The sequence below is a fragment of the Bradyrhizobium sp. USDA 4461 genome, assembly GCF_054055655.1.
On record NZ_JBSRXM010000001.1, the window covers coordinates 2547570 to 2572304 of the forward strand.

General features: G+C 64.1%; 28 protein-coding genes. 13 read left to right on the plus strand and 15 right to left on the minus strand.

Annotated features, from left to right (window positions below):
• Positions 1–225: 225 nt before the first annotated feature.
• Positions 226–1128, minus strand: a complete 903-nt coding sequence (locus ACVINW_RS11890) for a LysR family transcriptional regulator (protein WP_456751461.1) — start codon at positions 1126–1128, stop codon at positions 226–228.
• Between the two features lie 152 nt (positions 1129–1280).
• On the opposite strand from ACVINW_RS11890, the gene ACVINW_RS11895 reads away from it, so the two are divergent.
• Entirely contained in the window at positions 1281–2141 is an 861-nt protein-coding gene (locus ACVINW_RS11895) for a sulfite exporter TauE/SafE family protein (protein WP_456756375.1), read from the plus strand.
• An 86-nt stretch (positions 2142–2227) separates the two neighbouring features.
• Here ACVINW_RS11895 and ACVINW_RS11900 read toward each other — a convergent pair whose 3' ends face one another.
• On the minus strand, positions 2228–3754 hold the full coding sequence (locus ACVINW_RS11900; RefSeq protein ID WP_456751462.1) for a malonate--CoA ligase: 1527 nt from the start codon (positions 3752–3754) through the stop codon (positions 2228–2230).
• A gap of 87 nt (positions 3755–3841) precedes the next feature.
• Between ACVINW_RS11900 and ACVINW_RS11905 the strand changes: the two genes are divergently transcribed.
• Positions 3842–4603 carry an SDR family oxidoreductase gene (locus tag ACVINW_RS11905; protein ID WP_456751463.1) on the plus strand — a complete coding sequence of 254 codons (762 nt, stop codon included), beginning with the start codon at positions 3842–3844 and terminating at the stop codon, positions 4601–4603.
• Between the two features lie 112 nt (positions 4604–4715).
• Here the strand turns inward: ACVINW_RS11905 and ACVINW_RS11910 are convergent, their stop codons facing one another.
• Positions 4716–6116, minus strand: a complete 1401-nt coding sequence (locus ACVINW_RS11910; protein ID WP_456751464.1) for an MFS transporter — start codon at positions 6114–6116, stop codon at positions 4716–4718.
• Positions 6117–6432: 316 nt separating this feature from the next.
• Here ACVINW_RS11910 and ACVINW_RS11915 point away from each other — a divergent pair, with 316 nt between their 5' ends.
• The 3 genes from ACVINW_RS11915 (at position 6433) to ACVINW_RS11925 (ending at position 8690) form a co-directional block, all read left to right on the plus strand.
• A complete protein-coding gene (locus ACVINW_RS11915; protein WP_456751465.1) occupies positions 6433–6987 on the plus strand; it encodes a fasciclin domain-containing protein in 555 nt (184 codons plus the stop codon).
• 181 nt (positions 6988–7168) lie between these two features.
• A complete protein-coding gene (locus ACVINW_RS11920; RefSeq protein ID WP_456751466.1) occupies positions 7169–7801 on the plus strand; it encodes a cytochrome b/b6 domain-containing protein in 633 nt (210 codons plus the stop codon).
• A 103-nt stretch (positions 7802–7904) separates the two neighbouring features.
• The gene (locus tag ACVINW_RS11925; RefSeq protein WP_456751467.1) at positions 7905–8690 is read left to right on the plus strand and encodes a molybdopterin-binding protein; all 786 of its coding nucleotides are present in this window, start codon (positions 7905–7907) and stop codon (positions 8688–8690) included.
• A 124-nt stretch (positions 8691–8814) separates the two neighbouring features.
• On the opposite strand, the gene ACVINW_RS11930 is transcribed toward ACVINW_RS11925, so the two are convergent.
• Together ACVINW_RS11930 and ACVINW_RS11935 are read right to left on the minus strand one after the other, a co-directional pair.
• Positions 8815–9993, minus strand: a complete 1179-nt coding sequence (locus ACVINW_RS11930; protein WP_456751468.1) for a YbfB/YjiJ family MFS transporter — start codon at positions 9991–9993, stop codon at positions 8815–8817.
• An 89-nt stretch (positions 9994–10082) separates the two neighbouring features.
• Positions 10083–10946: an EamA family transporter gene (locus tag ACVINW_RS11935; protein ID WP_456751469.1), complete on the minus strand. Its 864-nt coding sequence runs from the start codon at positions 10944–10946 to the stop codon at positions 10083–10085.
• A 150-nt stretch (positions 10947–11096) separates the two neighbouring features.
• Between ACVINW_RS11935 and leuB the strand changes: the two genes are divergently transcribed.
• Positions 11097–12209: a 3-isopropylmalate dehydrogenase gene (gene leuB / locus ACVINW_RS11940; RefSeq protein ID WP_456751470.1), complete on the plus strand. Its 1113-nt coding sequence runs from the start codon at positions 11097–11099 to the stop codon at positions 12207–12209.
• A 207-nt stretch (positions 12210–12416) separates the two neighbouring features.
• Here leuB and ACVINW_RS11945 read toward each other — a convergent pair whose 3' ends face one another.
• On the minus strand, positions 12417–12824 hold the full coding sequence (locus ACVINW_RS11945) for a hypothetical protein (protein WP_456751471.1): 408 nt from the start codon (positions 12822–12824) through the stop codon (positions 12417–12419).
• A 178-nt stretch (positions 12825–13002) separates the two neighbouring features.
• Positions 13003–13794 carry a hypothetical protein gene (locus ACVINW_RS11950; protein ID WP_456751472.1) on the minus strand — a complete coding sequence of 264 codons (792 nt, stop codon included), beginning with the start codon at positions 13792–13794 and terminating at the stop codon, positions 13003–13005.
• Positions 13795–13909: 115 nt separating this feature from the next.
• Between ACVINW_RS11950 and ACVINW_RS11955 the strand changes: the two genes are divergently transcribed.
• Positions 13910–14944 (plus strand): aspartate-semialdehyde dehydrogenase, encoded by a 1035-nt coding sequence (locus ACVINW_RS11955; protein ID WP_456751473.1) that lies wholly within the window; start codon positions 13910–13912, stop codon positions 14942–14944.
• 27 nt (positions 14945–14971) lie between these two features.
• Positions 14972–15517, plus strand: a complete 546-nt coding sequence (locus ACVINW_RS11960) for a TIGR00645 family protein (RefSeq protein ID WP_456751474.1) — start codon at positions 14972–14974, stop codon at positions 15515–15517.
• Positions 15518–15579: 62 nt separating this feature from the next.
• Here the strand turns inward: ACVINW_RS11960 and ACVINW_RS11965 are convergent, their stop codons facing one another.
• Entirely contained in the window at positions 15580–16236 is a 657-nt protein-coding gene (locus ACVINW_RS11965) for a carbonic anhydrase (protein ID WP_456751475.1), read from the minus strand.
• A 139-nt stretch (positions 16237–16375) separates the two neighbouring features.
• Here ACVINW_RS11965 and ACVINW_RS11970 point away from each other — a divergent pair, with 139 nt between their 5' ends.
• Positions 16376–17254 carry an HpcH/HpaI aldolase/citrate lyase family protein gene (locus ACVINW_RS11970; protein WP_456751476.1) on the plus strand — a complete coding sequence of 293 codons (879 nt, stop codon included), beginning with the start codon at positions 16376–16378 and terminating at the stop codon, positions 17252–17254.
• 166 nt (positions 17255–17420) lie between these two features.
• On the opposite strand, the gene ACVINW_RS11975 is transcribed toward ACVINW_RS11970, so the two are convergent.
• From ACVINW_RS11975 to ACVINW_RS11985, 3 genes are all read right to left on the minus strand, one after another.
• Positions 17421–18209 (minus strand): hypothetical protein, encoded by a 789-nt coding sequence (locus tag ACVINW_RS11975; protein WP_456751477.1) that lies wholly within the window; start codon positions 18207–18209, stop codon positions 17421–17423.
• Between the two features lie 93 nt (positions 18210–18302).
• Positions 18303–18905 (minus strand): 3-isopropylmalate dehydratase small subunit, encoded by a 603-nt coding sequence (leuD, locus tag ACVINW_RS11980; protein ID WP_456751478.1) that lies wholly within the window; start codon positions 18903–18905, stop codon positions 18303–18305.
• Positions 18906–18989: 84 nt separating this feature from the next.
• On the minus strand, positions 18990–19388 hold the full coding sequence (locus tag ACVINW_RS11985) for a metallopeptidase family protein (RefSeq protein ID WP_456751479.1): 399 nt from the start codon (positions 19386–19388) through the stop codon (positions 18990–18992).
• 115 nt (positions 19389–19503) lie between these two features.
• Here ACVINW_RS11985 and ACVINW_RS11990 point away from each other — a divergent pair, with 115 nt between their 5' ends.
• Positions 19504–19830 (plus strand): hypothetical protein, encoded by a 327-nt coding sequence (locus ACVINW_RS11990; RefSeq protein ID WP_456751480.1) that lies wholly within the window; start codon positions 19504–19506, stop codon positions 19828–19830.
• Here the strand turns inward: ACVINW_RS11990 and ACVINW_RS11995 are convergent.
• Complete coding sequence (locus ACVINW_RS11995; protein ID WP_456751481.1) at positions 19827–20054, minus strand: hypothetical protein; 228 nt, start codon at positions 20052–20054, stop codon at positions 19827–19829. The genes ACVINW_RS11990 and ACVINW_RS11995 overlap by 4 nt on opposite strands.
• A gap of 253 nt (positions 20055–20307) precedes the next feature.
• Here ACVINW_RS11995 and ACVINW_RS12000 point away from each other — a divergent pair, with 253 nt between their 5' ends.
• Complete coding sequence (locus ACVINW_RS12000) at positions 20308–20535, plus strand: hypothetical protein (protein ID WP_456751482.1); 228 nt, start codon at positions 20308–20310, stop codon at positions 20533–20535.
• A gap of 127 nt (positions 20536–20662) precedes the next feature.
• The gene (locus ACVINW_RS12005) at positions 20663–20989 is read left to right on the plus strand and encodes a hypothetical protein (protein WP_456751483.1); all 327 of its coding nucleotides are present in this window, start codon (positions 20663–20665) and stop codon (positions 20987–20989) included.
• A gap of 44 nt (positions 20990–21033) precedes the next feature.
• Here the strand turns inward: ACVINW_RS12005 and ACVINW_RS12010 are convergent, their stop codons facing one another.
• The 3 genes from ACVINW_RS12010 to ACVINW_RS12020 all read right to left on the minus strand — a co-directional run bounded on the left by ACVINW_RS12010 (position 21034) and on the right by ACVINW_RS12020 (position 23973).
• Complete coding sequence (locus tag ACVINW_RS12010; RefSeq protein ID WP_456751484.1) at positions 21034–22731, minus strand: methyl-accepting chemotaxis protein; 1698 nt, start codon at positions 22729–22731, stop codon at positions 21034–21036.
• A 198-nt stretch (positions 22732–22929) separates the two neighbouring features.
• Positions 22930–23223: a DUF1330 domain-containing protein gene (locus ACVINW_RS12015; RefSeq protein WP_456751485.1), complete on the minus strand. Its 294-nt coding sequence runs from the start codon at positions 23221–23223 to the stop codon at positions 22930–22932.
• 45 nt (positions 23224–23268) lie between these two features.
• The gene (locus ACVINW_RS12020; protein WP_456751486.1) at positions 23269–23973 is read right to left on the minus strand and encodes an IS5 family transposase; all 705 of its coding nucleotides are present in this window, start codon (positions 23971–23973) and stop codon (positions 23269–23271) included.
• 281 nt (positions 23974–24254) lie between these two features.
• Here ACVINW_RS12020 and ACVINW_RS12025 point away from each other — a divergent pair, with 281 nt between their 5' ends.
• The gene (locus ACVINW_RS12025; RefSeq protein WP_456751487.1) at positions 24255–24731 is read left to right on the plus strand and encodes a lipocalin-like domain-containing protein; all 477 of its coding nucleotides are present in this window, start codon (positions 24255–24257) and stop codon (positions 24729–24731) included.
• Positions 24732–24735 lie beyond the last annotated feature (4 nt).

A 24735-nucleotide genomic window follows, 5' to 3' on the forward strand; every position in this document is an offset into this window, starting at 1 on the left:
CGGGCTTTATGATGTGAGGGACCGCGCCCGGCCCATCGGGGAACGCGGTAGAGGAGTTCTATTTACGGACTAGACTCACCCCGCGCAACGGCCAAATAGCCTTCGCTCGAACCGAAGTTCATTGTTAGAGTTGCCGAATTCTGATTGATCCGCAGTGTGGTATACCAGATGCAAGGTCGAGTGAACTAAGAAGTGAATGGATATTCACGACCGTTCGCCGGCTGGTCAGATGCCGCCTTCCGGCGTCCGAAAGGCGTCGATCCTGCCCCATTGTTCCACCAGATAATCGACGAATGCCCTGATCTTAGGCGATGCGAGGCGCGCCGGCTGAAGCATCAAATGCAACGGCGTCGGCGCCGGCTCATGGTCGATCAGCAGGCGTTGCAGCCGGCCGTTCAAGAGATCGGACTGTACCTGCCACGACGGCACACGGACGATGCCAGCACCATCCCGCGCCGCAGCAACCAGCGCGTCGAGGCTATTCATCCAGAGCCGACCGGATATGCGGAATTTGCGGCCCGTCTTCGATCCATCGGCAAAGCGCCACTCCGCGCTGCCAGGCGAATCGGAAAACACCAGGCAGTCATGCGTCGCAAGATCGCTCGGCGTTCGCGGCTCGCCGTGCCGGGCCAGATAATTCGGTGATGCACACACGATCATCTGCAGATCGGTGAGCTTGCGGGTGACGAGCTGCGAGTCGCGCAGCCGGCCGATCCGAATGGCCAGATGGATGTCCTCCTCGATCATGTCGACGGCGCGATCGATCAACAGCAGGTCGACCGACAGTGCCGGATAGCGGCGCAGAAACTCGACCAGCAAGGGCGCGATCACGAGCCGTCCGATCAGGCTCGGCGAGCTCAGCCTGATCCGGCCCGACGGCTGCTGCGGATCGCGGGCCAGCGCCGCCTCGATCTCCTTGATCTCGCCGAGAACCGATTTCGCCCGCTCATAGAGGATCCGGCCGTCATCGGTCAGCGCGAGCTGGCGGGTGGTGCGCAGCAACAGGCGGGTACCGAAATGCTCTTCAAGCGCGCTGATCTGGCGGCTGACCGAGGTCAGCGAGCTCGGCAGCGACCGTGCCGCCGCCGACAGGCTGCCGGTCTCAACCGCGCGGACAAAGGCTGCCATTGCCGCAAGCTGGTCCAAGCCCGATCCTTCCGCATTTCGCAACAGAGCCTGCGCAACAGCATAGATACTCCCGAATCCGAAAAGCGGCTATTGCTCTCTCGAGGCGGCGCCACGGCACGGCTGCGGCCGCGCGCCGAACACAGATGAAGGACATGATGGCCGGCCTCGATCCCAGGGAATTGCTCGAGCTTGCGCTGCTGCTAATCGCGGTCGGCGCGCTGTCCGGCTTCCTCGCCGGCCTGTTCGGCATCGGTGGCGGCGCGATCCTGGTGCCGGTGTTCTACGAATGCTTTCGCCTCGCCGGCGTGCCCTTGGAAGTTCGGATGCCGCTCTGCATCGGCACCTCGCTCGCGATCATCATCCCGACCTCGCTGAGCTCGTTCCGTGCCCATTACCGCCGCGGTGCGGTCGACATGGAGATCCTGAAGCGCTGGTGGCTGCCGATCGTGATCGGCGTCGCCGCCGGCAGCGTCACCGCGCGCTTCGCGCCGGAGCGGCTGTTCAAGATCGTGTTCGTGATGGTGGCCTGGTCGGCGGCGGCGCGGCTGCTGTTGGCGCGCGAGACCTGGAAGTTCGGCGACGACGTGCCGAGGGGTTTTCTGATGCGCATCTATGGCTTCTTCGTCGGCCTGCTGTCGACTCTGATGGGCATCGGCGGCGGGCTGTTCGCCAATCTGCTGATGACCTTCTACGGCCGGCCGATCCATCAGGCGGTCGCGACCTCGTCCGCGCTCGCGGTCTTGATCTCGATCCCCGGCGCGCTGGGTTACGTCTATGCCGGCTGGCCCGCCGCCGCGCGCTTCCCCGACGTCGCCGCGCTGCAATTGCCGTTTGCGCTCGGCTATGTCTCGCTGATCGGCGCGCTCCTGGTGATGCCGACCACGCTGGTCACCGCACCGCTCGGCGTCAAGGTCGCGCACGCGCTGTCGAAGCGCGCGCTGGAGGTGGCGTTCGGGGCCTATCTCTTCATCGTCGGCGGCCGATTCGTGATCAGCCTGTCGGGCGGTGCGTAGCCCGGATGGAGCGAAGCGCAATCCGGGATTCTTGCAGAGGATAGACCGCTCCCGGATTTCGCTTCGCTTCATCCGGGCTACGGAAATCACTTCGAATAAATATCCTTATACGTATCCCGCAAGATATTCTTCTGCACCTTGCCCATCGCGTTGCGCGGCAATTCGTCGACCACGAAGACGCGCTTGGGCATCTTGAACTTGGCCAGCCGGCCGTCGAGCGCCTTCAGCACCGAGGCTTCGCTGACATCGGCGCCCTTGCTGCAAACCAGCACGGCGGTGACGCCTTCGCCGAAATCGGCATGCGGCACGCCGATCACGGCGGATTCGACCACGCCCGGCATGGCGTCGATCTCGCTCTCGATCTCCTTCGGGTAGACGTTGAAGCCGCCCGAGATCACCAGATCCTTGCCGCGGCCGAGGATGTGGACGTAGCCCTTGTCGTCGATCTTGCCGAGGTCGCCGGTGATGAAGAAGCCGTCGCCGCGGAATTCGGCCTTGGTCTTCTCCGGCATCCGCCAATAGCCCTGGAATACGTTCGGGCCCTTGACCTCGATCATGCCGATGGTCTCGCGAGGAAGCTCCTTGCCGCTCTCTGGATCGGTGACCCGCACCGAGACGCCGGGCAGCGCGAAGCCGACCGCGCCGGGCACGCGGTCGCCGTCATAGGGATTGCTCGTGTTCATGTTGGTCTCGGTCATGCCGTAGCGCTCGAGCACGGCGTGGCCGGTGCGGGCAGACCATTCGCGATGGGTGTCCGCGAGCAGCGGCGCGGAGCCCGAGATGAACAGCCGCATGTGCTTTGTCGCGTCCTTGTTCAGGCCGGGGTTCTGCAACAGGCGGGTGTAGAAGGTCGGCACGCCCATCATCACGGTGGCGCGGGCCATCAGCTTGATGATCAGGTCCGGATCGAACTTCGGCAGGAAGATCATCGCGGCGCGCGCGAACAGCGTCACGTTGCTGGCCACGAACAGGCCGTGGGTGTGATAGATCGGCAGTGCGTGGATCAGCACGTCCTTGTCGGTGAAGCGCCAGTAATCGACCAGCGAATACGAGTTCGACGCCAGATTGTCGTGCGAGAGCATCGCCCCCTTGGAGCGGCCGGTGGTGCCCGAGGTGTAGAGGATCGCGGCGAGATCGTTGTTTGCCCGCGGGACGGTCGCGAATTCCTTCGCCGCTTTGTCGGCGGCCTCGGTCAGCGAGCCCTTGCCGGTCGGATCGAGCGTCTCGACCCTGGCGCCGACCTTGGCCGCGATTGCCCTGATGCCTTCGAGCTTGGCGGGGTCGCAGACCACCAGCGCCGGCTCGGCGTCCGTGATGAAGTATTCGAGTTCGTTCAGCGTGTAGGCGGTGTTGAGCGGCAAATAGACACCGCCGGCGCGCACGGTGGCGAGATACAGCACCAGCGCCGACACCGATTTCTCGGTCTGCGCCGCGACGCGGTCGCCCGGCTTGACGCCGCGCTCAACCAGCACATTCGCGATCTGGCCCGCCCGCGCGATCAAATCGCCATAGGTGATGCGGCTGTCGTCGAGCTGCTCGATCGCGAGCCGGTTGGGGTCGTCGAGGCCGTCGAACAGGCGGGAAAACAGATTGGCGTTGGCGGTCGTGTTCATGCAACATCCCCTGAGGGGCGAAAGAGCCGGTAAGAGTCCGGCTGGATTAGCAAAAACGCCCTTCGGAAAGCAACGGAGACAGTTTGCATGACAAATCATGGGAAACGCGTGGCCTGGGTCACAGGCGGCGGCACCGGAATCGGCGAATCCGGGGCGGAATTCCTGGCCGCGGACGGCTGGACGGTGGTGGTCTCCGGCCGCCGCAAGCAAGAGCTCGACCGCGTCGTGGCCAACATCACAAAAAAGGGCGGCACGGCCGAGGCGATCCCGCTCGACGTCAGCAACAAGGCCGAGGTCAACAAGGCGGCAGAGGCGATCGTCGCCAGGCACGGCCGCATCGATCTTTTGGTCAACAGCGCGGGCATCAACGTGCCGAAACGCAGCTGGGCCGATATGGAACTGGAAGGCTGGGACAAGCTCGTCGAGGTCAACCTCAACGGCGTGCTGTATTGCATGCGCGCGGTGCTGCCGACCATGCGCAAGCAGCAGGACGGCTGCATCATCAACGTCGCCTCCTGGGCCGGCCGCCACATCTCGAAGATGCCGGGCCCGGCCTACACCACCACCAAGCACGCGGTGCTGGCGCTGACCCATTCCTTCAACATGGACGAATGCGTCAACGGCCTGCGCGCCTGCTGCCTGTCGCCGGGCGAGGTCGCCACCCCGATCCTGAAGCAGCGGCCGGTGGTGCCGAGCGAGGCCGAGCAGGCCAAGATGCTGCAGCCCGAGGATTGCGGCCGCACCATCGCCTTCGTCGCCAGCATGCCGGCGCGGGTCTGCATGAACGAGATCCTGATCAGCCCGACGCATAATCGCGGGTTCATCCAGACGCCGGCGAACCGGGATTAGGCGGCGGTCACGTCGTAGTCCGGATGGAGCGAAGCGCAATCCGGGGCGGTCTCTTGCGGAGAGGCTGTCCCGGATTTCGCTGCGCTCCATCCGGGCTACAAATCGTGACGGATCACTCGCTGATCTCGTTCAGCTCTTTCCCGGAATGTTCCGGCACGAACAGGACCACGCCGACCGCCATCGCGAGCATCAGCACGGGGATGCAGAGGAACGCCAGCGCGAACGAGCCGGTGTGCTGCTGCAGCGCGATCGAGACGAAGGGGAACAGCACGAAACCGACCAGATAGGCGATCGCCCAGACCACGCCGTTGGCGGCGCCGCGGATCCGGGTCGGGAAGATTTCCGCCGTCAGCGTCGTGCTCGGGCCCCAGAAGCCGAGGAAGCCGAGGCACCAAAGCAGTCCGAACGTCCACAGCAGCACGCGGTCCTCGGAATAGACCCAGAGCGTCATGAAGACCGCGCCCTCGATCAACGCAATGATGAAGGTGCGGCGGCGGCCGATCTTGTCGATCAGCCAGCCGACCAGGCACAGGCCGACGAAGCCGCACAGGCCGTAGAACACATAGAACAGGCTGTATTCGGTGGTCGACCAGTGCTTCTCGGTCGAGAGGTAGAGCGGCATCCAGGCGCCGACCGTGCCGTAGATGCAGGTCGAGGCACAGGCCACGAACAGCGCGACCAATGTCGAGGGCAGCACGTCGGGCATGAAGACCTGGCGGATGCCGACCGATTTGGCCTTGCCGAACCAGGTGCGGTCGTCGTCGCTAACCGTGCCGCCGCGCGCCAGTGTCTCGGCGATGCGCCGCTTGCGGTCCTGTGACCGCACCCAATAGGGCGATTCCGGGCAGGTGGAGCGGATATAGATCGCAAGCAGCGCGATCACGCCGGGCACCATCACGGCGATGCGCCAGCCATAGTTGGCGGCGATCAGCCCGGTGATCGCGCCTGCGGAGGTGGCGCCGAGGCACCAGGCCGAGCGGGTGATGCTGATGACGCGTCCACGCAACCGCGCCGGCCAGGTCTCCGCCACCAGCATCGAGCCGAGCGACCATTCGCCGTTGAGCGCAAAGAACAAGAGCGAGCGTGCGATCACGAACACCGCGAAGGTCGGCGACATCGCCGCGACCGGCATCAGCAGCGAGAACAGCGCGATGTTGACCGCGAGCAGCGTGCGGCGGCCGTAGCGGTCGGCGAGCCACGGCCAGAAATAAAGCCCGGCGATGCCGACGAACAATGCGATCTGCATGCCGGAGCGATATTCCGGCAAGGTCAGCGCGAATTCCTTGATCACCATCGGCGAGATCAGCGCGAAGATCACGCCGTCCATGCCGTCAAAGCCCCAGCCGAGCGCGTTGGCGGTGGCGATGTGCCAATGGGTTTTGGTGAGCTCGGTGCCGCCGGCGACGGCGCGGTAGTTGGCGTATTGCAGGTGTTGCTGCTCGAGCGGGCCGATGTCGGTGCCTGCATCGTTCACCGCAGGCATGGCATGGCCGTCAGCCGTGATGCTGCTCATGATTGACTCCCCGCAGCCGCTCTCTGCGAAGCAGCCTGCAAGCTCAGGCTGAACCAATCGCGCGGTGGCGGCAAGCAAATTGCTCGCGGCATCGCACCCGTCCATTCCGCTGAATGGAATGCGCGACCGCGTCGCGTGTACGCAGCGCGCCGCAGCTGGTTTCAGGAATCACAAAGAATTATTCCGGAAACCGCGCCGAAAACCTCCCGTAGCTCAGGCCAACGACGGCGCTTTCATCAAACCCATCCGTGCCGTTGTTGTCCCTTCATCGCCGGCGCGGATGCGTCGGCTCGATTACCCATCGGGAGACGAAACCATGTCGAAGCGTATTGCCACTCTCGCTGCCGCCGCCTTCAGTGCCATCGCGATCACCGCCACCGTCGTGGCGCCGGTCCGTGCCGAGGAGAAGACCGTGATGGTCGGCGGCGCGGCGATGTTCCCGTCGAAGAACATCGTCCAGAACGCCGTCAATTCGAAGGACCACACCACTCTGGTCGCTGCGGTGAAGGCCGCGGGCCTGGTCGGCACGCTGGAAGGCAAGGGCCCGTTCACGGTGTTCGCGCCGACCAATGCGGCGTTCGGCAAGCTGCCGCCCGGAACCGTCGACAATCTGGTCAAGCCCGAGAACAAGGCGACGCTGACCAAGATCCTCACCTACCATGTGGTGCCCGGCAAGTTCGAGGCCTCCGACCTCACCGACGGCAAGAAGCTGAAGACTGCCGAGGGCGAGGAACTGACCGTGAAGCACCAGGACGGCAAGGTCTGGATCGTCGACGCCAAGGGTGGCACCTCGATGGTGACGATCTCCAACGTCAACCAGTCGAACGGCGTCATCCATGTGGTCGACACCGTGCTGATGCCGGCGACGTAACACCCGGCGGCCCCGATTTAGTCCCTGCGCGCTTTCAAAAATCGCGAGCCGGAGCCTCGCTCCGGCTCGCATTTTTGTGACCAGATCGGGTGGCGTATATCAAACTGATGAGGCGTGCCCCCGTAACGCAACCCCGGTTCCCGGCGTATAAGCCGGTAACGACCATGAGCAGAGAATTTCCATGACGAGCCTTGCCGTCAGCGACCACCAGGCAGAGACCGCAACGCCCGCGAAGGTGATCCAGCCGGTCTGGGTCCGCATGGTGCACTGGATCAACGCTGTCGCGATGATCCTGATGATCATGTCCGGCTGGCAGATCTACAACGCCTCGCCGCTGTTTGGCTTCAGTTTCTCGCGCAGCATCACGCTCGGCGGCTGGCTCGGCGGCGCGCTGCTCTGGCATTTCGCCGCGATGTGGCTCTTGATGATCAACGGCCTGGTCTACCTGGCGCTCGGCTTCGCCACCGGCCGCTTCCGCAAGAAACTGCTGCCGATCACTCCCGGCGGCGTGATTGCCGACACTAGGGCGGCGCTGACCTTCAAGCTGTCGCATGACGATCTCAGCAAGTACAATTCGGTGCAGAAGCTGCTCTATGCCGGCATCATCATCGTCGGTGTCGTCATCGTGCTGTCCGGCCTGTCGATGTGGAAGCCGGTGCAATTGCATTGGCTGGTCTCGCTGTTCGGCGGCTACGATTTCGCCCGTTATGTTCACTTCACCTGCATGGCGCTGATCGTCGCCTTCCTGGTGATCCATGTCGCGCTTGCGCTGCTGGTGCCGAAGAGCCTGCGCGCCATGATTATCGGGCGCTAAAGCGCGATGAATCGTCATCGCGCCTTAGCTTCTTATTGTTTGAGCATGATCTTTTCGGAAAACCGCTTCGCACTTTTCCGGATCATGCTGTAGGAGGATTGTCATGGGTCGTCTCCGCAAGCTCCTGATCCCCGGTGTCGACAAGAAGCTGCTCGTGCGCGACGCAGTGAAGACGATGCCGGAGCTGACGCGCCGCCGCTTCATCACGGCGGGCACCAGCCTCGGCGCGCTGACGCTGTTGACCGGCTGCGACGTGGTCGATTCGTCGTCGGCGGAGGAACTGCTGAAGCATGTCTCCAAGTTCAACGACGCAGTGCAGGCCTGGATGTTCAATCCGGACGCGCTGGCTCCGACCTTTCCCGAGAGCATGATCACCAAGCCGTTTCCGTTCAATGCCTATTACGATCTCGACGATGCGCCTGAGATTGCGGGCGCCGACTGGAAGCTCGAGGTGCGCGGGCTGGTCGAGAACAAGAAGTCGTGGACGCTCGACGAATTGTACAAGCTGCCGCAGGTCAAGCAGGTGACGCGGCATATCTGCGTCGAGGGCTGGAGCGCAATCGGCAGCTGGACCGGCACGCCGTTGCGCGACTTCCTCAAGCTGGTCGGTGCCGACACCCGCGCCAAATATGTCTGGTTCCAGTGCGCGGACAAGGACGGCTACAACTCGCCGCTGGACATGCGCACGGCGCTGCACCCGCAGACCCAGATGACGTTCAAGTTCGGCGACGAGATCCTGCCGCGCGCCTACGGCTTCCCGATGAAGATCCGGGTGCCCACGAAACTCGGCTTCAAGAACCCGAAATACGTGCTCTCGATGGAAGTCACCAACGACTACAAGGGCGGCTACTGGGAAGACCAGGGGTATAATTCGTTTAGTGGAAGCTGAACTCTCCCCTCGTCATTCCGGGGCGCGCCTCTTGGCGCGAGCCTGGAATCCATTTGGCCGCATGTGTTGCGTTACGATGGATTCCGGGCTCTCGCTTAGCGAGCCCCGGAATGACGACGGAGGACTACCGCCCCACCTTCCTCTGAAACGCCGACAGCACCGCCCCCACCACAAGCATCGCGGCCGAGACGTTCAACGCAAATGACAGGCTGCCCACCGCGTCGGTGATCGCGCCGACCACGATCGGCCCGAGCGTCTGGCCGATGCCGAAGGCAATGGTCATCGCCGCGATTGCGGTCGGCCAGGCTTCAGCCGGGTAGTTGAGGCGCACGAACGCGGTGGTCGAGCCGACCACGGCGAAGAACGCGACGCCGAACACCAGCGCCGAGATCGCCAGCAGCAGCGGCGAATGGCCGAAGATCGGCAGCGCCGCGCCGAGTGCGTTGACGCCGAGGATGATCGTGGTGGCGAGCCCGCCGCGGTCGAGCGCCAGCACCCGCCGCCAGACCCATGGCGTGACGAAGGCGCTGACGCCGATCAGGCTCCAGAACGCACTCTGTGCCACCGCGCCGCCGCCACCGTCGCGGACATAGGCGATCATGAAGGTCATGTAGGCGATGTAGCCGGCGCCGAACAGGAAATAGGCGGCGAGGTAGATCAGGACCGGCATCACGGCGAATTTGGTGCGGACGATGCCGCCGGCGATTGCATTGGCGTGCAATGGCGCAAGCCACAACGGCACGATCATGATTGCGGAGAGCAAGGTCATCGCCCACCACACGATCCACCACGAGCCGGCGCCAAAGCCCTGCAACACGAACGGCGCGATCAGGCCCGATGCCAGGATGCCGACGCCCGGTCCGGCATAGAACAGGCTGAGCAGGAAGTTGGCGCGGTCCGGGCGCGATTGCGCGATCGTCGCCGCCAGCGCGCCGCCGCCGACAAAGCCGATCGCGGCGGCGAAGCCGACCAGCAGGCGGGCAAAGCTCAGCACGGCGAAATTGCCCGAGATGGCGCACAGCGCCAGCGACAGCGCGCAGGCCAGCGTCGACCAGCGCACCGATGCGGCGAGCCCGAAGCGCTGGATCAGGCGCGAGGCGAACAATGCGCCGACCAGATAGCCGGCGGCATTGATCGTGTTCATAAAGCCGGCGGCCGAATACGACCAGGCCAGCTGCTCGCGCATGTCGGGCAGCACCAGCGAATAGGCGAAACGGCCGATGCCGAGACCGACGGTCGGTGCAAGCGACAGAATCAGGATCAGCCGCGCGGGATGCGGGTAGGACGGGGCGGGGGCTCTCACAATTCACTCCGGCAATACAGCCATTGTGGCAGGCCGCGGCGCTCCTGCCCAGCGCCGGAGGCAGCAACACTGTCTTGCGTATCGGGCAATCAGGCGATCAGGACCAGCGCGACGCCGATCACGGTCAGCAGGGTTCCGGCGACGATCCGTGGCGTGATCTCGACATGCTTGAGCATGACGGCGCTCATCGCCACGGTGACCAGCGGGTAGATCGCGGCGAGCGGAGCTACCAGCGTGATCGGCCCGTTGCCGACCGCGGCGAACAGGCTGAGCGCGCTGAGCCCGTTGCTGATGCCGGTGAGCATGAACCAGAGCCGGCCCTCGCGCGGCGCCTGCACCATGAAGCTGCCCTTGCGGATCCGCTGCACGGTGAGCACCACCAGCGAGGACATCACATAGCCGACCAGGCAGGCCCATAGCGGGCTCGGCCAGATCGCAAGCCCGAGCTTGGCGATCGGCGGCACGATGCCGCGCACCAGCGCGCTTGCGAGCGGCAGCAGCAGCGCCCAGCTCCGCCAATGCCCGAGGTCGCGCGGCCGGGTCACGGTGATGATGGCCGCGCCGGCCACCGCGACGACGAGGCCTAAGAGCTGCTGCGGCAGCAGCGGCTCGTGCAGCAGCACCACCGCGGCGGTGACCGCAAACAGCGGCGCCAGATTGCCGAGCGTCGAGGTGATGACCGGCCCGAGCGCCCGGTTCGAGGCGAAGGTCAGCAAGGTCAGCGAGGCCGGGAAGAACAGGCCGATCGCCATGAAGATCGGCAAGGCTCGCCAGACCACCGGCTCGCCATGCAGGATCAGCGGCGACAGCACCAGGAACAGCAGGGTGAAGGAGGGCACGCTGATCGCGGCGCCGGACAGCGGCTCGACGGTGCGCAGCCCAAGCTGCGCCAGCACCACCCCGGCACCGAGGAAAATGGCCGAGGCGAAGGCGTAGACGATGGCTGCGGTCATGAGGTCCGTCTTGTCGGCTTCTTGAGGCGCGGTTTGGCTCGCTCAAGCCCCATTTTGGCCCTCTGCCGGGTACCTTGCCAATCGGTGCGGGGCGTTTTAGCACTCGCGCCTGACGATGGCGGGCATGCCCGATTGAATGAGGTAACGACCATGGCGACCCACAAACTGCTGCTCCTCCCCGGCGACGGCATCGGCCCCGAAGTGATGGCCGAGGTGCAGCGCCTGATCGACTGGCTGAATGCGCAGGGCATCGCCAAGTTCGAGACCGAGCAGGGCCTGGTCGGCGGCTCCGCCTATGACGCGCACAAGGTGTCGATCTCCGAGGGCGACATGGCCAAGGCCAATGCGGCCGACGCCGTGATCTTCGGCGCGGTCGGCGGTCCGAAGTGGGACTCTGTGCCCTATGAGGTGCGTCCCGAGGCCGGCCTGCTGCGGCTGCGCAAGGATCTTGCCCTGTTCGCCAATCTGCGTCCGGCGGTGTGCTACCCGGCGCTGGCCGATGCCTCGAGCCTCAAGCGCGAGGTGGTCGAGGGCCTCGACATCATGATCGTGCGCGAGCTCACCGGCGGCGTCTATTTCGGCGAGCCGAAGACCATCACCGATCTCGGCAACGGCCAGAAGCGCGCGATCGACACCCAGGTCTACGACACCTTCGAGATCGAGCGCATCGGCCGCGTCGCCTTCGAACTGGCGCGCAAGCGCAAGAACAAGGTGACCTCGATGGAGAAGCGCAACGTCATGAAGTCGGGCGTGCTCTGGAACGAGGTGATGACCCAGGTCCACGCGCGCGAATACAAGGACATCACGCTGGAGCATCAGCTCGCCGATTCCGGCGGCATGAACCTGGTCAAGACGCCGAAGCAGTTCGACGTCATCGTCACCGACAATCTGTTCGGCGACATGCTGTCGGACATCGCGGCGATGCTGACCGGCTCGCTTGGCCTGCTGCCGTCGGCTTCGCTCGGCAAGGAGGACGCCAAGACCAAGGAGCGCAAGGCGCTGTATGAACCCGTGCACGGGTCGGCGCCCGATATCGCGGGCAAGGGTCTTGCCAATCCGATCGCGATGATCGCCTCGTTCGGCATGGCGCTGCGCTATTCGTTCGGCATGGGCGATCTCGCCGACAAGGTCGACGCCGCGATCGCGGCCGTGCTCGCCGCCGGCCTGCGCACCGCCGACATCAAGTCGGCCGGCACCACGCCCGTCAGCACCGCGCAGATGGGCGAAGCGATCCTGAAGGAATTGCAGAAGCTGCACGCATAAATTTGACACCCGTCATTCCGGGGCGTGCGAAGCACGAGCCCGGAATCCATTTCACCGGCGCCTCTGCGGCCTGATGGATTCCGGGCTCTCGCGGAGCCTGTCATCGGGCGCGCGTTCGCGCGACCCGTTGGCGAGCCCCGGAATGACGGCGATCAAAAAAATGCCCGGCCGGAGCCGGGCATTTTCGTATCGGCGGTGCGCCAATTCTCAGTACAGCGGGAAGGTCCGCGGATAGCCGCCGAGGTCGGACGGCGGACTGAGCGGCTGGCGATCGATCGGGCGGTTGTTGTTCTCGCGTCCGAACGAGGGATAACCGACATCAGGCGGATAGGCGTAGTCGTTGAACTTGCGGTCGCCCGGCAGCACTTCGGTGCCGGCGTCCAGCCACGAGCGCGTGGTGACGTAGACGCGGGTACGCGGGCCCTGCTGATAGACCCGGTTCGGGCCCTGCGTGCCGTAATAGCGGCGGCCGTCGCGGTCATACTGCTCTTGCTGCTTGCGCTTGCTCGGGGTCTGCTGCGCGCTGGCCGCGGTCATTCCGAAGGCGGTTGCGGTGACGGCAGCCGCGGCAAGCAACACCACGAGCTTGTTCGCGGCAGGGAAATTCAAGGTCATCGCATCCTCGTCATTACGGCCCCCGTCAGGGGCTGGCGTATCAGCCAAAATCACTTGGAACACATTGTAGCCATGGTGGGGAGGCCGTCACTAGGTCAATTGCGCCACACCGGCCGAGATAATGCGTGTCCAAGCGCAAAAGTTTCATGAAAACCAGTGCCTTGCCACGGTGTCGCCATCAAAGCGCACCGCGCAGCAGCGGGTTCTGGCTGCCTACGACCCAGTCGGCCGAGAGCGCCGGCGGGCCGGAGGTAACGCAGTCGGTGCGGCGCAGTTCGGCATGGGCGAACAGCGCGGCAAGCCGCGCGTCATTGCCTGCGGCCAGAAGGGTCAGGCGGTTCAGCATGCAAACGACGGCGGCGCGCTGAGCCGGCAGGCTGTCGCCCTGGCAGGTCCAGCCGGAAATCCGCAGGTCAGGCGCGTCGGCCTGCTCGAGGAAGCCGAGGCAGGCGCGGCTGCCATCCTGCCGCGCCGGGCGCAGCAGGGTGACGCTGCCGAACTTGCTGTCGACGATCCCGGCGGCCTCGAGCTCGCGACTGCCGCCCGGGTCGAGCCGGCCGGCGATCTCGGTCACCGCGGGTCCCAGGGCCTCGCCGCCGGGGCGATAGATCTCCAGCTCGGCCGCCGGCGCACCGTCGGCATCGGTCCAGCGGAAGACGTCCTTGCGGCCGCCCTCGGGGTGCCGGTAGATTTCGTAAGTTGCTGTTTTATCTCGTGGATCGAGCTTGCTCACAGCAAAGCCGGGGGCCGTGCGGGCAGCCATGCTCCAGCCGGCGGCGGGGGCCGCCATCGCCGTTGTATCAGGCAGCCGCTTCCATAGATAAACGCCGAGGACCGCGAACAGCGCAAGCGCGGCGGCATAGGCGAACAGCCCGGAGAGCGTGGCGTACACCTCGTCGACGAAGCTCGTCAGCGCTGACGGAATTCTCGTATGATGGGGTGCGGCCGGATCGGCCCGGAATAAACGCATCAAAACGCTCAAAGCTACGCAACGTTGTGTTGACCGGGTTTCTCGCATAGAAGCGCTGCCTCTTCCCTTTCCGCTGACAGCGGGGAAGCGGGCATTTTTCGTCGGAGAGTGAACGATGGGTTACAAAGTCGCGGTGGTCGGTGCGACCGGCAATGTCGGGCGCGAAATGCTCAACATTCTCGACGAGCGCAAATTCCCCGCCGACGAGGTCGTCGTGCTGGCCTCGCGCCGCAGCGTCGGCATCGAGGTCTCCTACGGCGACCGCACCCTGAAGGTGAAGGCGCTCGAGCATTATGATTTCTCCGACATCGACATCTGCCTGATGTCCGCCGGCGGCTCGGTCTCCAAGGAATGGTCGCCCAGGATCGGCGCGGCCGGTGCGGTCGTGATCGACAATTCGTCGGCCTGGCGCATGGATCCGGACGTGCCGCTGATCGTGCCGGAAGTGAACGCGGATGCCGCCGCCGGCTTCACCAAGAAGAACATCATCGCCAATCCGAACTGCTCGACCGCGCAGCTCGTCGTCGCGCTGAAGCCGTTGCACGACAAGGCGACGATCACGCGCGTCGTGGTCTCGACCTATCAATCGGTGTCGGGCGCCGGCAAGGATGCGATGGACGAATTGTTCTCGCAGACCAAGGCCGTCTACACCAATGACGAGCTGATCAATAAGAAGTTTCCCAAGCGCATCGCCTTCAACGTCATTCCGCAGATCGACGTCTTCATGGAAGACGGCTTCACCAAGGAAGAGTGGAAGATGATGGCGGAGACCAAGAAGATCCTTGATCCCAAGATCAAGCTGACCGCGACCTGCGTGCGCGTGCCTGTCTTTGTCGGCCACTCCGAAGCGGTCAATGTCGAGTTCGCCAGTCCGATCACCGCGGACGAGGCGCGCAACATCCTGCGCAATGCGCCGGGCTGCCTGGTGATCGACAAGCACGAGCCGGGTGGCTACGTCACGCCCTATGAGGCGGCCGGCGAGGACGCCACCTATATCAGCCGCATCCGCGAGGACGCGACGGTGGAGAACGGCCTGGCGTTCTGGTGCGTCTCGGACAATCTGCGCAAGGGCGCGGCGCTCAATGCCGTGCAGATCGCCGAGGTGCTGATCAACCGCAAGCTGATCACCGCGAAGCAGAAGGCGGCCTGAGCGGCGCGGACCAACGGGGGCCTAACCATGTCGGAACAGTCGGCTCCCGTCCCATCCAACCCCGCGACGCCGCGCTTCATGCGCGGCTTCGAATATGTGCTGTTCAACAGCCGCTGGCTGATGGCGCCGTTCTATGTCGGCTTGGTCGTGGCGCTGGCGGTGCTGCTGCTGAAATTCGCGCGCATGCTCTGGGAGTTCGTGCTGCATGCGTCCGGCTACAAATCAACCGAAGTCATCCTCGATGCACTGGCGCTGATCGACGTCACGCTGGTCGCCAATCTCATCCTGATCGTGGTGTTCTCGGGCTACGAGAACTTCGTCTCGCGCATCGACACGTCGGGCAATCCGAACTGGCCGATCTGGATCACCAAGATCGATTTTGCCGGGCTGAAGCAGAAGCTTTTGGCCTCGATCGTCGCGATCTCCGCGATCCATGTGCTGGAAGCGTTCCTGAACATCGATTCCGCGTTCGATGCGACGCGGATGACCTGGTTGGTCGCCGTGCACCTGGTGTTCGTGATCTCGGCGCTCTTGCTCGCGATCTCCGATCGCTGGGGCAACGATCACGAATGAAGCTCGCGAATTGTGCGTAGCGAATGGCGAGTAGGGCTTCCCTATTCGCCACTCGCCATTCGCTATTCGCTCTTTTGAAGGGCTTCCCGCACGCTGATGAATTCCTTCGCGACCCTGTCGAGCACGAACAGCGAGCCCTCGGCGACGCCGAAATAGGCGCCGTGCAACTGCATCTCGCCGCTCTCGACCCGTTCGCGCACGAACGGGAAGGTCATCAAATTCTCCAGCGAGCGGAACACCGCGGCCTTCTCGATGCGGGTGACGAAATCCTGCATGCTCTCATGCGCGCGCTGCTCGACGACCTCGCCCGGCTTGATGAACATCTGCATCCATTTGCCGATGAAGTCGCCCGGCGTCAGCGGCTTGATCTTGTCGACGAAGGCGCGGATGCCGCCGCACTGGGCATGGCCCAGCACCACGATGTTCTTCACCTTCAGCACCGTCACGGCGTATTCCAGCGCCGCCGAGACGCCGTGAGCGTTGCTGTCCGGCTGATAGACCGGAACCAGATTGGCGATGTTGCGCACCACGAACAATTCGCCGGGGCCGGCATCGAAGATCACTTCCGGCGAGACGCGGGAATCGCAGCACCCGATCACCATGGTCTCGGGAGACTGGCCGCGCTCCGACAGGTCCTTGTAGCGCGACTGTTCAGTCGGCAGCCGCTGGGTCGCGAAGGTCCGGTAGCCGTCGATCAACTGCTTCGGAAAGAATTTCATGGCCTCTGGCTAACCACATGCCGGTGACGGGAACAAGACTTTCGGGGTACGGCCTGAAATGATACGGCAGCGTTGAAATGGTTCCCGGCCGATGCCCAAAACTTGGACCGGCAGAGCCGAAGCCCCGAGGAGAATGCCGATGACCCGTCCGCGCCGCAGCCTGTTGTTCATGCCGGGATCGAATGCACGGGCGCTGGAGAAGGCCCGCACGCTGCCGGCCGACGGCATCATCCTCGATCTGGAAGATTCCGTTGCGCCCGACGCCAAGGCGGTGGCCCGCGAGCAGATCGCCAAGGCGGTTGCCGCCAAAGGCTTTGGCAAGCGCGAGGTGCTGATCCGCATCAACGCGCTCGACACGCCCTGGTGGGTCGACGACATCGCGATGGCCGGCAAGGCGCAGCCGGACGGCATCCTGGTTCCCAAGATTTCCACCGTCGACGATCTCAACGCCGTCGCCGATCGCCTGAGCGATATCAATGCCCCGGCCTCGATCCGGGTCTGGGCCATGATCGAGACCGCGCGCGCGGTGCTCGATGCCGACAAGCTCGCGGCCGCGTCGAAGGATTCCGAGACCCGGCTCGCCGGCTTCGTGTTCGGGCCGAACGACATTGCGCGCGAAACCCGGATCCGGATGAGGCCGGGGCGCGCGGCGATGATCCCGATGATCACGCATTGCATCCTGGCGACCCGCGCGCATGGGCTCGAGATCCTCGATGGGCCCTATGGCGACATCAGCAATGTCGACGGCTTCGCCGAGGAGTGCGCGCAGGGCCGCGATCTCGGCTTCGACGGCAAGACGCTGATCCATCCGAGTCACATCGATGCCTGCAACGCGATCTTCACGCCGCCGGAGGCCGAGGTCACTGAGGCCCGCAAGATCATCGCCGCCTTCCAACTGCCGGAAAACGCCTCGCGCGGCGCGATCCAGCTCGAGGGCCGCATGGTGGAGCGGCTGCACGCCGAGATGGCGAAGCGCACCATCGCGATCGCGGACGCGATCGCGGCGATGGGACATTGATTCAGCGAAGATTCTTCCCTTCTCCCCTTGTGGGAGAAGGTGGCGCGAAGCGCCGGATGAGGGGTTCTCTCCGCTTGCGAAATCGCCCGTGTGGAGAGAACCCTTCACCCGGCGTCGCTTCGCGAAGCCACCCTCTCCCACAAGGGGAGAGGGTGCAGCAGTTGCATCACGCCGCAAACTTCTCCGCCGCCCACGCATAGAGGCTGCCCGGGATCGGCGCCTCCTTGCCGCGGCCTTTCGGCGAAATGTGCAGGCCGATGATTGCGGGATCGTTCAGGTACTTCGAAAAATCCGACGGCTCGAAGAACAGTCTCGGCTCGGCATGCACTGCGTAGAACGATTGCTTCGGCAGCGCGTATTGCAACTCGCCTTCGCGGCGCGCCAGCGCGGTGAGCGCGGCGGGGCCGTAGATCGCGATGCGGATGTCGGAGAGGCGGTGGGATTTGCCGCGCAGCTTGCGCATCGCAAATGTCAGGCGGTGACGCAGCGCCAGCCAGTCCGGCGTCAGCTCGTCCTGTTTCATCAGCGCTTCGAAGGCGCGCACGATCGGATCGTCCGGCGGCAGATACAGCACGGAGTTGCCGAGCTGCCGCGGCCGTTCCCAGGCGAAATAGGGCTTGGCCGGGTCGATCGCGACCGGCTTGAGTAACAGCACATCGGCGTCGAGCCAGACGCCGGCGCGCTGCGCCATCAGCCGCATCCGGAAGAAGTCGCTGAATTGCAGGATGGTCCAGTCGCGCCAAGAGCCGTCGCGCTCGGCCGGACGCAGCTTCTCGGAGAACGCGTGCGGCAACACCGCTTCGGCCTCGGCGTTGCCGACGCCGTCGGGCAGGCCGGGAATCGGATCGAAGCTGTAGACGGTCACCTTGTGGCCTGCCGCCAGCTGCGAGCGCAGGCAGGTCTGGCGCAGCGCGTCCATCGAGCCGTGCCAGAAGGTGACGATGTCAGGCAGCATGCGCGTCAGTCATCAGCAGGTTTGTGAGAAAGCGACTTGGCAAAGAAAAGCCCCGGCGCCTGAGGGCACCGGGGCGCGACGATACGCCGAGCCTCAGGCCCAGGCACGTTCCCTAAGCTTGGCCTCGTAGCTGTCGATCGACGTTTTCTTTTCCAGCGTCAGGCCGATGTCGTCGAGGCCGTTGATCAGGCAGTGCTTGCGGAACGGGTCGATCTCGAACTTGACCTTGCCGCCGTCGGGACCGCGGATCTCCTGGTTGGGGAGGTCGATGGTCAGCGTCGCGTTGGCGCCGCGCTCGGCATCGTCGAACAGCTTGTCGAGGTCTTCCTGCGACACGCGGATCGGCAGGATGCCGTTCTTGAAGCAGTTGTTGTAGAAGATGTCGCCGAACGAGGTCGAGATCACGCAGCGGATACCGAAGTCGAGCAACGCCCAAGGCGCGTGCTCGCGGCTCGAGCCGCAGCCGAAATTGTCGCCGGCGACCAGCACCTTCGCGCTGCGATAGGCGGGCTGGTTGAGCACGAAATCCGGGTTCTCGCTGCCGTCATCCTTGTAGCGCTGCTCGGAAAAAAGCCCCTTGCCAAGGCCGGTGCGCTTGATGGTCTTGAGGTACTGCTTCGGAATGATCATGTCGGTGTCGACATTGATGATCTTCAGCGGTGCCGCGACGCCTTCCAGCGTGGTGAACTTGTCCATCGGTGCTCTTCCGGGCCAAAAGTGGGGGTAGGGCCGGATATCTATCGCGAATGTGACAGCGGTAAAAGGGCGATTTCTGCAGGGCTAGCCCGCATCGGCCTCAATCGCCTCCATATCGGCGTCCGAGAGGCCGAAATGGTGGCCAATCTCATGGATCAGCACGTGGCGGACGATATGGCCCAGGGTCTCGTCGTGCTCGGCCCAGTAGTCCAGGATCGGCCGGCGGTAGAGCCACACCAGGTTGGGCAGCCGGGCCACGTCGCCATGGCTCTGCTGCGGCAGGCCGATGCCGTGAAACAGGCCGAGCAGGTCGAACTCGCTTTCGGCCTGCATCTCGTCGAGCACCTCGTCGGTCGGGAAGTCGTCGACACGGATGATCAGGCCCTCGCAGAGGGCCCGGAACGTCGCGGGCAGGCGCTCGAAAACCTCGTGCGCCATGGCCTCCATCTCGGCGAGCGAGGGGGCTTTTTCTGTGGTCCACATGCCACTCCTTTAGCGCGAGTGCCTCAGGCCACGCCAGCGCAGTTGACCTTGGCGATGCGATGGGAGACCGTGCTGCCCAATAATAGGGGCTCAAGATTGGGGCTTGGGTGGCGTGATGAAACGGATCGTGGCGGCAGCGCTGTTGGCGGCATCAGTCGGGTTCTCGCTCTCGGCAGGAGAGGCGCGCGCGCAGAGCGCGGCAGCCGAAGCGCGGATAGGTGAGCCGGCACCCGTTGCGCATCAGCGCGTCGCCGAGCGCCGCCGCCTGAGGCGCGTGCCGGTCTACCGGTCGCGGCCCGATCATTGGGAACCGGATGTGATCCCGCGCTACAATCCCGGTCCGAACGCTGTGCGCGAATGCACCGCGACCTATGTGCAGGAGCACCGGCCGAGCGGCACGGTGATCACGCCGCGCATGAATTGCTTCTGGCGGCCAGGCTAGCTGCGCGCCCGCCGACGTGCCGCACCGATCATCGCGGCAACCGCGACAACACCTGACGTTCCATAGACCACAACTGCCATCAGCAATTGCGTGAGATGGCTTGCCGTTCCCATGCCGCCGCCTGGTCCTTGCGAAGCGAGCGCGACATCGGCCAGCGTGATGGAACCAACGAACGTCGCAACGCCGGCTCGAAGCAACCGCCGGCGTGTGCCTGTCTGTGTCACGGCAATCTCCTGCAACAGAGAGCACGCGAGATACGACCATAGTCTATGCCGGGTTTCGCGCGTCTGCGCGAAAAATGACGCGGTCAATCGGAACCTGTGCGCGCCAGCGGCATTCATGATCGTGGCGCAGTCATTCACTTCCCATTCACGTCGTCCGCATTCTGCTAGCGATCTGCGTCGCGGCAACGGGGGTCGATTCGAAACTCCAATCGTCGTTGCAAGACGTGACCTCAAGGGATCAAGGAGACAACTCATGAAGGTGATGAAGGTTCTGGGGCTTGCGGCCGTCGGTGCCGTGCTGGTTTTGGCGGCGCCGGCCGAGCGCGCGAGCGCGATGTCGCTCGCCACGCCGGGCACCGCCGCAACGGTTCAGGACAACGCGAGCCAGACCACGCAGGTACGCTATGGTCGCGGCTGGCATCGTGGCTGGCATCGCGGACATCACCGTGGCTGGGGCCATCGTCGCCATTGGCGCCGCTGATCGCGCGACGTATCAGCGCAGTCGAGACACAGGCCCGTGAGCAGCGGGCCTGTCGTCATTATCAGCCATCAAACCGGCAGATTCGCGCGCGCCAGATGAGATTGATCGCAATCTGCAGGAGTTGATCATGATGAGATGGATCGGTGTCGCGGCGCTCGCGTGTGCATTGGCATTGACGGCGCCGGCATCGGCAACCGCGGCGGCTTCAGGCAAGGCGCAGGCCGCGACCCCGCAGCGGCAGGCGGGCCAGGCGACCGACTTCAGCGCGCAGCGCCATCATCGCCACGCCCATCGCCGCCACGATCACCGCGGTTACCGGCCATACTACCAGCCCTATTCCTACTATCGGCCGTACAACTCCTATTATTACGGGCGGCCGTATGACTATCGGCCGTATCCGTATGCTGCGCCGGCGCCCTTCACCTTCGGCTTCGGGTTCGGCCCGTTCTGGTGAGGCTCCGCGCGCGCCGCTTCGCGAACTGATGCGGCCTGACCCGGTCAGGCCGCGCGGATCTTGTCCAGGAAGGCATTGACGTTGCCGCGCAACGTTGCCGATTGATGACTGAGATCGTCGGCGGCCGTCAGCACCTGGGTAGCCGCCGATCCGGTTTCGGTAGCGGCCTCGTTGACGCTGCCGACATTTGCCGACACCTCGCTGGTGCCTCGCGAGACTTCCTGGATGTTCTTCGCGATATCGCGGGTTGCGGCGCTCTGCTGCTCGACGGCCGCGGAGATTGCGGCCGCGATTTCGCTCATGCGCCCGATGGTGCCGCCGATCGTCCTGATCGCGTCGACAGCGTGGCCGGTTTCCTGCTGGATCGCGGCGATCTGCGAGGAGATGTCCTCGGTCGCCTTGGCGGTCTGGGTGGCGAGCGCCTTCACCTCATTGGCGACGACCGCAAAGCCCTTTCCGGAATCGCCGGCGCGGGCGGCTTCGATCGTTGCGTTCAGTGCCAGCAGATTGGTCTGTGACGCGATGTTCTGGATCAGTGAGACCACTTCGCCGATCCGCTGTGCCGCCGCGGCAAGGCTCTCGATGGTCGCGTTGGTGCGGTCGGTCTCGTCCACCGCCGCTCTTGCCGTCTCGGCCGCGTGCGTCACCTGGCGCGTGATCTCGCTGATCGAGGCGTGCAGCTCCTCGGTCGCAACCGCAACGGTCTGGACATTGGCCGAGGCCTCGTTGGAGGCGGTGGCGACGAAGGTCGCCTGCCGGCTGGTTTCCTCCGCGGTTGCCGACATGCTGCCAGCCGTGGCGTGCATCTCGGTCGAGGCCGCGGTCAGGGCATTGAGCGCCTCGGAGATCTGGTTGTCGAAGGTCGCGATGTGACCTTCGACCGCGCGCTGCCGGGCCTCCTTGTGCAACTGCTCCTCGCGCTGCTCGGCTTCGAGGCGGCGCGCCGTGATCGCATTCTCCTTGAATACGCGCAGCGATTTGGCGAGACCACCGACCTCGTCGCTCCTGTCGTCGCCGGCAACAGTGATGTCGAGATCACCCTCGGCGAGCTTCGCCATCTCCTCCGTCATGCGCGACAGCGGCCGCGCGATCTGGCTGAATGCGATCCAGGCCAGGATGGTGAAGCCACAGAGCAGCCCGGCCGCGGCGCCGAACAGCAGCACGAGCCGGGTCTGGTCGGCGGAGGCGACGCCCTGGTCACGCGCGGCCTGCATGTCCTTCACATTGGCTGATATCAGGCTGGCGACCGCCTCCATCGCGGTCTGGCGATGCTTGGCCGCGACATTGCGCGAATAGGCGAAGGCGTCCTCTACCTTGTCCGCGGTCACCAGCTCGAACACCTTGGCACTTGCCTCGCGGCGGTCCTTGACCGCGCGGCGCAGCGTCTCGATCAGCTGTTGCTGTGCGGCGTCTGACGTCACGGACGCCAGGCGGTCGACGGCTGCGAGCGTCGCGTCCGTCGCCTTGGTGTAGGCTTCGATATTGGAGTCGGTCGCCCTGCGGTCGGAGGCAGAGAGGATGACGTTCTTCTCGCTCACGGCTGCGCTGTTGAAATTGCTCTCTGCCTCGAGGCTGTACTCGACGCGGCGGGCGTTGCCGTCGACGAGGTCGGAGGCGGTCACCGCCAGATGGCTGAGAGCCAGCGAGGCCTCGACAACGATGCCGATCGCGACCAGGGCGACAATGGCCGCGGGCACTGCGATCTTGGCGATGATCGGCAAATTCTGAAACTTGAGGGTCATTTCTGGTCCCACGATAAGGCTGCTGAAATCCATCGGCCCACCCGGCCGACCAGCCATATGTGAGGACACGATGCCACGGCCTGGCCTGGGCGGCCGTGCCGTGGAAACGGAAGAAGTCCTGAATTTTCTGATTGATTGTCGGTTAACCCTAGCCAGCAACCCTTAGCAAAGGGTTCACGCTGGAACCGGCCGCCGGCATCAAGGTGCGAAGCCCTTCGCGAGCAGCACGATGCCCTGCGCGCCTGCTTTGCGATCCCTGGAGATTTCGACGTAGTCGGGTGATTCCGACCAGGCGCGGAAGGCGGCTTCGTCGGGGAACGACATCAGCACCAGCTTGTCGCGATCCCAGCTGCCTTCAAGCACCGCAGGGTGTTCGTCGGCCGACAGCAGTCGTCCGTTGAACTTCCTGAACACGTCGAAGAAGCGCGCCTGATAGCGATCATAGGCGGCGCGATCGGTCATCTTCAGTTGCACGATCACATAGACGGTCACTGAACTCCCTCCCGGACTTTTCGCCGCACCGTTTGGTGTGCGTGTTCATGGCGCATTCACTCGCCGGTTTCTAGCGTCATGCCGGGAGCGACTGCAATCAACGCAATGAGACCGGCTGCGATGCTGCGCGGCTGTCGTTGCTGTTGTCAGGGAGGTTCTGTGATGAGGGAGAGCTATCAGCGGCGTGGATTGCTGCGCCGGCTCGGTGTTGCGGCGGCTGCGGTCTTCGCGTTGTCGATCACTTCGCAGCAGCGCGCCGAAGCGCTGTCGCTGGCGAGCCCGCGCACCGTGCCCGCGGCGAAATCTGCGGCCGATGCCATGACGACCCAGTAGACGAGACAGCAGTTTTCCGGCAAGTCGAACGTCATGGGCTTCACCCGGGCTCAGCGCCAGCCTTATTGGCAGACCATTGCCATCGACCACCGCATGGATTTTGCTCGTCAACCCGCCGCGGGACCTTCCCATCGATTGGCGCTGATTCCTAGTGATGCAGGCTCCATGCTGATGCACGCGGACAATGGTGTCGATCATCTGAACAGCGGCATCATGAGCAGCGGCAAGCGCTTCTATGATGCGGCCCCAAACACCGGACCGCCGCCACCTGACGAAGCGGTTGTAGCAAGTGGTGTATGGGCCAAACGCCGTTGGCAGATCACGCCAAGGTGCTCCTGATCGGAGGACCCAGAAGATGCCATTCAGGACCCGTCTGTCATTCACCCGACGAACGCCACGCGGCTTGTTCGGTAGCATCGGCTTGATGGCATTCCATTCATGGTCCGCGAGTAGCGCATGATTCGAGCCTCCAGTTCAGGAGTTTGAATCACGGCAGTCGGGCCAGGCGCAACGATCCTGGCCCGCTCCTGGTACGGCGCTTATGGATAGGAGCGGACATCAACCAGTTCTCAATTTCTGCCAAATGCGTCGAAAATGACCCGAGGAAACCAGTCCCTCACAAGCCTAGATTCCTGTAATTTGGCGACTTGAAAGGCGGATGAGACATGAGGAAGCACCGTAGAGTTCTCGGAGCGTGCATGGTCGCGGCTTTCGGGCTGTCCATGCATGCAAATAGCGCCGGTCAGCAGCCATCGATGAAAGAAGGCCTCGTCGGGACATGGATCGTGGCGTCCTGGGAGCAGAAGAAAAATGATGGCACCCCCTTACGGCAATTCGGAGAGAACCCAGCGGGTATGGCCATTTTTGATGCAGGTGGGCGGTACATCATCACGGTCATGCGTCCAGACCGCGCCAAATACAAAAGCAATGCGCTTTGGCACGGTACTCCGGAAGAGAATGAAACAACAGCTAATGGGACCCAGACCTACTTCGGGACGTACACCGTGAATGAAGCAGACCGTAGCATCGCAATCCATGTTGAAGGTAGCTCCTTTCCCAACTGGAACGGCTCAGATCAGAAGCGCTTCGTTGCGATCACTGGGGATCAACTCACACTGACCATTCGCCCTCCGAGCGGAGAGAATGTCGATGTGACTTGGAAGCGAGCAAAGTAAACCA